The organism is Bradyrhizobium sp. (genome assembly GCF_016462955.1).
Classification (GTDB): domain Bacteria; phylum Pseudomonadota; class Alphaproteobacteria; order Rhizobiales; family Xanthobacteraceae; genus Bradyrhizobium.
On sequence record NZ_JAEMSD010000723.1, the window covers coordinates 1 to 2,675 of the forward strand.

The 2,675-nt window shown below is 62.9% G+C and carries 3 protein-coding genes; all 3 read left to right on the forward strand.

Annotated features, from left to right (window positions below; translation table 11 throughout):
- The first annotated feature begins 143 nt into the window (after nucleotides 1-143).
- From JHD07_RS37420 to JHD07_RS37430, 3 genes are read left to right on the forward strand one after another with little or no spacing between them, the layout of a single operon-like run.
- Nucleotides 144-545: a transposase gene (locus JHD07_RS37420; protein ID WP_028133142.1), complete on the forward strand. Its 402-nt coding sequence runs from the start codon at nucleotides 144-146 to the stop codon at nucleotides 543-545.
- Nucleotides 542-889: an IS66 family insertion sequence element accessory protein TnpB gene (tnpB, locus tag JHD07_RS37425; protein ID WP_028133141.1), complete on the forward strand. Its 348-nt coding sequence runs from the start codon at nucleotides 542-544 to the stop codon at nucleotides 887-889. The genes JHD07_RS37420 and tnpB overlap by 4 nt, the downstream gene beginning before the upstream one ends.
- A 45-nt stretch (nucleotides 890-934) precedes the next feature.
- Nucleotides 935-2,599: an IS66 family transposase gene (locus JHD07_RS37430; protein ID WP_291631326.1), complete on the forward strand. Its 1,665-nt coding sequence runs from the start codon at nucleotides 935-937 to the stop codon at nucleotides 2,597-2,599.
- Nucleotides 2,600-2,675: the final 76 nt, after the last annotated feature.

The window sequence follows — 2,675 nt, forward strand, 5'->3', positions numbered from 1 at the left end:
CGTGCTTCCTCGCCAGGCGGTTGAGCCCCTTGATCGCTGCGTGCAGCAGCTTGGCAGTACGCCTCCGACGGGGGCCGTCTTGCGTGAGGGGTGGCAATTCGCGAAGCGTGTGACCTTAAGTCTAACTTTAAGGTCATCAGGCGATGCGGGTCGAGGTTATGGGCGGGCTGGAGCGGCGGCGGCGTTGGTCGCAGGACGACAAGGCACGCATTGTCGAGGAGACGCTGGCACCGGGCGCGAAGGTAACGGAGGTTGCGCGGCGCAACGGAGTAGCGACCAGCCTGGTGTTTACCTGGCGTCGACAAGCGCGGACATCGGAACAAGTTGTACCATCTTTTACGCCGGTGCAGATCGCCGCCGTAGCGGCCTCGGCTGAAGAAACTGCGAAGCTTTTGCCTACGGTGGATGGCCGAGTTCGCTCGGCGGCAGCCGCGCGTACTGGATTGATAGAGATCGATCTCGGCAACCGTCGGTGCATCCGGGTGGATGCGCACGTCGATCCGGAGGCGTTGGCGCGGGTTCTCGATGTGCTTGGACGCCGATGATTGCTATACCGGGGAATGTGCGGGTGTGGCTCGCGACAGGCTACACGGATATGCGCCGAGGCTTTCCGTCTTTGGCACTCCAGGTACAGGAGGTGCTGCGCAAGGATCCGCTCAGCGGTCATCTGTTCGTCTTCCGGGGTCGCCGCAGCGATCTCGTGAAGGCGATCTGGCACGATGGCCAGGGAGCCTGCTTGTTCACAAAAAAACTCGAGAGAGGAAAGTTTATCTGGCCATCGGTTGCCGGTGAAGCGGTAACGATCTCGCCGGCGCAGTTGAGCTATCTGCTGTCCGGGATCGATTGGCGCAATCCGCAAGAAACCCAGCGGCCGACGCGGGTCGGATAGGTGTTTTGGGTTTGAGTTTGCGGCCTGATCTGATTCAATGGCTTCATGACATCGAAGCCGGACGATCTTCCATCGGACCTTGCGAGCGCCTACCTCGCGCTGCTGGCCGAGCGCGAGGAGTTGCGGGCTGAACGCGATGTAGCAGTCGCGGATGCCGCCAACGCGCGGGCGGAGCTGTCGGACAGCGAGGTGCTGATCGCTCATCTTGAGCTACGGATTGAGAAGCTCAAACGTGAACTGCACGGGCAGCGCTCCGAGCGCACGGCACGGCTGATCGAACAGTTGGAATTGGAGCTCGAAGAACTCGCCACCACGGCGAGCGAGGATAAGCTGGCTGCGCAGGCTGCCGCGGCAAAAACCCAGAGCGTTCGCCCCTTCATGCGCAAGCGGCCAGTTCGTCAGCCATGGCCGGACGGCATCGAACACGAGCGTGTCGTCATTGAGGCTCCAACGAGCTGCTCCTGCTGCGGTGGATCTCGGCTGGCGAAGATCGGGGAGGATGTGACCAAGACGCTGGAGGAGATTCCGCGTCGCTTCAAGGTGATCGAGACAGTACGTGAGAAGTTCACCTGCCGCGATTGCGAGAAGATCAGCCAGCCGCCCGCGCCGTTCCATGCCACACCGCGCGGCTTCATCGGTCCGCAATTGCTGGCGACAATCCTGTTCGACAAGTTCGGCATGCATATCCCGCTCAACCGTCAGAGCGTGCGCTTCAAGGCCGAGCGGATCGATTTGCCGCTGTCGACGCTGGCCGACCAGGTCGGCCACGGAACCTTCGCCGTCATGCCGCTGTTCCAGCTGATCGAGCGTCATGTGCTCGTGGCCGAGCGCCTTCATGGCGACGACACCACCATCCGCATCCTGGCGAAGGGCAAGTGCACGACCGGCCGGATCTGGACTTATGTGCGGGATGACCGGCCGTTCGCCGGGCCTGCGCCGCCGGCGGCGGTCTATTATGCCTCGGGCGACCGACGGGGCGAACATCCCCAGAAGCATCTGGCCGCCTTCGCCGGCATCCTGCAGGCGGATTGCTATGGCGGCTTCGAGCCGTTGTTCGACCCAAAAAGGAAAGCGATGCCGATCACGCCGGCATTTTGCCTGGCCCATGCGCGGCGGGGATTCTTCGAACTGGCCGACATCGAGAAAACGGCCAGGGAAGGCCGCAAGGGCAAACCGGTCTCCCCGATCGCGCTGGAGGCGCTCAGGCGTCTTGACGCCCTGTTTGAGATCGAGCGCACCATCAACGGCTGCAGTGCCGACGAGCGGCGCGCCGTGCGCCAGGAGCGGAGCAAGCCGCTGCTCGAAGACATGCACGCCTGGCTTCTGCGCGAGCGAGAAACCCTCTCGCGCTCCGCCGAGGTTCTGAAGCCCATGAACTACATGCTCAGACGCTGGGACGACTTCGCCCGCTTCCTCGACGACGGCAGGATCTGCTTGACCAACAATTGCGCTGAACGCGCTTTGAGAGGCATCGCCTTGGGGCGGCGCAACTGGACCTTCGCTGGCAGCCAACGTGGCGCCGACCGTGCCGCCATCATGCTGACGATGATCACTACTTGTCGTCTCAACGACGTCGATCCCAAGGCTTGGCTCGCCGACGTCCTGGCCCGTATCGCCGATCTTCCTGCATCGCGGCTGCACGAACTGCTGCCCTGGGAATGGAAGCTCCTGCGCCAAGCCGATAAGCCTGCCGGTCAGCAGGCCGCCTGACCTTCACCCAACCGATCATAGAGCTCACTTTGCCCACGCGCGTGCGTCAATCTGGCGGCCTTCGTCGTATGCGTAC